This is a genomic window from Streptomyces prasinopilosus (assembly GCF_001419695.1).
Taxonomy (GTDB): Bacteria; Actinomycetota; Actinomycetes; order Streptomycetales; family Streptomycetaceae; genus Streptomyces; species Streptomyces prasinopilosus.
In genome coordinates, this window is the sequence record NZ_LIRG01001025.1 from 1 (window position 1) to 2,819 (window position 2,819).

Annotated in this window: 4 protein-coding genes; 1 reads left to right on the top strand and 3 read right to left on the bottom strand. The window is 73.4% G+C overall.

Going from position 1 to position 2,819, the window contains the following annotated elements:
- The 3 genes from AOK18_RS29790 to AOK18_RS29800 all read right to left on the bottom strand — a co-directional run.
- Window positions 1-1,828 (bottom strand): hydantoinase/oxoprolinase family protein (locus AOK18_RS29790; RefSeq protein WP_276205380.1); only part of this gene is annotated, 1,828 nt, incomplete at its 3' end.
- A 24-nt stretch (window positions 1,829-1,852) separates the two neighbouring features.
- Entirely contained in the window at window positions 1,853-2,248 is a 396-nt protein-coding gene (locus AOK18_RS29795) for a DUF742 domain-containing protein (RefSeq protein ID WP_055574725.1), read from the bottom strand.
- A gap of 10 nt (window positions 2,249-2,258) precedes the next feature.
- Window positions 2,259-2,663, bottom strand: coding sequence for a roadblock/LC7 domain-containing protein (locus AOK18_RS29800; protein ID WP_055696317.1), 405 nt, complete (start codon window positions 2,661-2,663; stop codon window positions 2,259-2,261).
- Here AOK18_RS29800 and AOK18_RS31600 point away from each other — a divergent pair.
- Window positions 2,598-2,819: roadblock/LC7 domain-containing protein (locus tag AOK18_RS31600; RefSeq protein WP_420865661.1), on the top strand; the 222-nt coding region annotated here is incomplete at its 3' end. The genes AOK18_RS29800 and AOK18_RS31600 overlap by 66 nt on opposite strands.

Genomic DNA, 2,819 nt, shown 5'->3' on the forward strand with positions numbered 1-2,819 from the left:
GGGCGAGGGCGGAGAGATCGGGGGGCCGGGTGAGGCCGGTGGCTTCGACGGAGAGGGCTTCGACGACGACCGGGCGGTCGAGCGTGAAGGAGTACGTGGCGCGGTGGCGTTCCTCGAAGGCGCGGCGCATGGCGGTGGGGGCGGTCAGTTCGACGGTGAGGGCGGTGTCGGTGCCGTCGTAGCGGAGCTGGGCCCGGCGGGTGACCTCGATCCGGTCCTCGGGGACGTCCTCGGCGAGGAGTTCGGCGCGGGCCGCCGCTTCCAGGTCGTCGGCGATCCGGTGGACGCCGGGCATCGCTGCGGGTTCCAGGGGGGCCTCGACGGAGCGTTCGCGCATGGCCGTGGTGTCGGCGAGGCCCATGCCGAGCGCGGAGAGGACGCCCGCCATGGGCGGCACCAGGACGGTGCGGATGCCGAGGGAGTCGGCGACCCTGCACGCGTGCTGTCCGCCCGCGCCGCCGAAGGTGGTGAGCGCGTAGCGGGTGACGTCGTGGCCCTTCTGGACGGAGATCCGCTTCACCGCGGCGGCGATGTTGGCGACGGCGATCCGCAGGTAGCCCTCGGCGACCTGCTCCGGGGTGCGGTCGTCGCCGGTCCGTTCGCGGATCTCGCGCGCGAGGCCGGTGAAGCGGTCGCGGACGCGTCCGGCGTCGAGGGGCTGGTCGCCGTCCGGTCCGAACACCGCCGGGAAGTGGTCCGGCTGGATGCGTCCGAGCATGACGTTGGCGTCGGTGACGGTGAGCGGTCCGCCGGCCCGGTAGCAGGCGGGGCCCGGGTCGGCGCCCGCCGAGTCCGGGCCCACGCGGTAGCGGGAGCCGTCGAAGTGGAGGACGGAGCCGCCGCCGGCGGCGACGGTGTGGATGTCCAGCATGGGCGCGCGCAGCCGCACGCCGGAGATGCGGGTGGTGAAGACGCGTTCGTAGGCGCCCGCGAAGTGGGACACGTCGGTGGAGGTGCCGCCCATGTCGAAGCCGATGACCCGGTCGAAGCCGGCGAGCTGCGACATGCGGGCCATCCCGACGATGCCGCCGGCCGGCCCGGACAGGACGGCGTCCTTGCCGCGGAACTGGGCTGCTTCGGCGAGGCCTCCGTTGGACTGCATGAACATCAGCCGCACGCCGTCGAGTGCGTCGGCCACCTGCCGGACGTAGCGGCGCAGTACGGGTGAGAGGTAGGCGTCGACGACGGCCGTGTCGCCGCGCGGAACGAGCCGCATCAGCGGGCTGACCTCGCTGGACAGCGAGATCTGCGGGAAGCCGATGCGGGCGGCGAGTTCTCCGACCGCCTGTTCGTGGGCCGGGTGGGCGTGGCTGTGCATGCAGACCACGGCGACGGCCCGGATGCCGTCGTCGTGGGCCCGGCGCAGCGGCCCGTCGAGGGCGTCCAGGTCGGGGGCGCGCAGGACGGTGCCGTCGGCGGCGACGCGTTCGTCCACCTCGACGACCCGTTCGTACAGCAGCTCGGGCAGTTCGATGCGGCGGGCGAAGAGGGCGGGCCGGTTCTGGTAGGCGATGCGCAGGGCGTCGCGGAAGCCGCGGGTGACGACCAGGAGGGTGCGTTCGCCGGTGCGCTCCAGGAGTGCGTTGGTGGCGACCGTGGTTCCCATGCGTACGGACTCGACGGGGTCGCGGGAGCCGGCCAGCAGTTCGCGGACGCCCGTGACCGCCGCGTCGGCGACGGGTTCCGTCCCTCCGGGAGGACGGCCGGGCCGGTCGGGGGCCGGGCGGTCCGACAGCAGTTTGCGGGTGAGGAGCCGTCCGTCGGGGCGACGGGCGACGATGTCGGTGAAGGTGCCGCCCCGGTCGACCCAGAACTGCCAGCCTGTCATGTCAGTACCCCGCTTCCGCGCCGTTCACAGCGCTCGGAGGCCGTTGATCACGTCGCGCAGAATACTCTCGTCCGGCAGTTCGGCAGGGGGGACGGGCCGGTTCACGCGGACGGACTCGAGGTCGACGAGATCGCCGACGAGGACGCGCACCACTCCGACCGGCAGGTCGAGTTCCGCCGCGAGTCCGGCGACCGTCTGCGGAGCGTCCCGGCACAGTCCGACGATGTCCACGTGTTCCGGGGAGAGCGTGGGGTCGGCCTCCGGATCGTCCGCGCCGGGCTCGGCGACGACCGTCGCGATCAGGTCGAGGCGGTGCTGGGCCGCACTCGAGGTGCGGCCCCGTGTCATGGCATACGGACGGACGACCGGTCCGGCCTCGTCGTCGAACCAGTGGCTTCTTCCCTCGCCGTCAGCACTCATGTCGTCCCACTTACCCGCCCGGGGGCGGATCGGTACGCGGTTCGGTCCCCAGATGCGGTCCCACCCGCTTCACGAGGAGGGTCATCTCGTAGGCGATCTGCCCGACGTCCGAGTCGGCGTCGGCGAGGACGGCGAGGCAGCTGCCGTCCCCGGCGGCCGTGACGAACAGGAACGCCTCGTCGAGCTCGACGATGGTCTGGCGGACACCGCCCGCCTCGAAGTGGCGGCCCACCCCCTTGGCGAGGCTGTGGAACCCGGAGGCGACGGCGGCCAGGTGCTCGCTGTCCTCGCGGGACAGTGCCCCGGAGGCCCCCGTGGCGAGGCCGTCGCCGGCATCCGCAAGGCCGTCGTGCTCTCCGGCGACGGCCTCGCCACGGGGGCCTCCGGGGCACTGTCCCGCGAGGACAGCGAGCACCTGGCCGCCGTCGCCTCCGGGTTCCACAGCCTCGCCAAGGGGGTGGGCCGCCACTTCGAGGCGGGCGGTGTCCGCCAGACCATCGTCGAGCTCGACGAGGCGTTCCTGTTCGTCACGGCCGCCGGGGACGGCAGCTGCCTCGCCGTCCTCGCCGAC

Excerpts from the sequence above, each read along its gene's own strand:
- AOK18_RS29795 (WP_055574725.1), bottom strand. The coding sequence starts at position 2,248 with ATGAGTGCTGACGGCGAGGGAAGAAGCCACTGGTTCGACGACGAGGCC.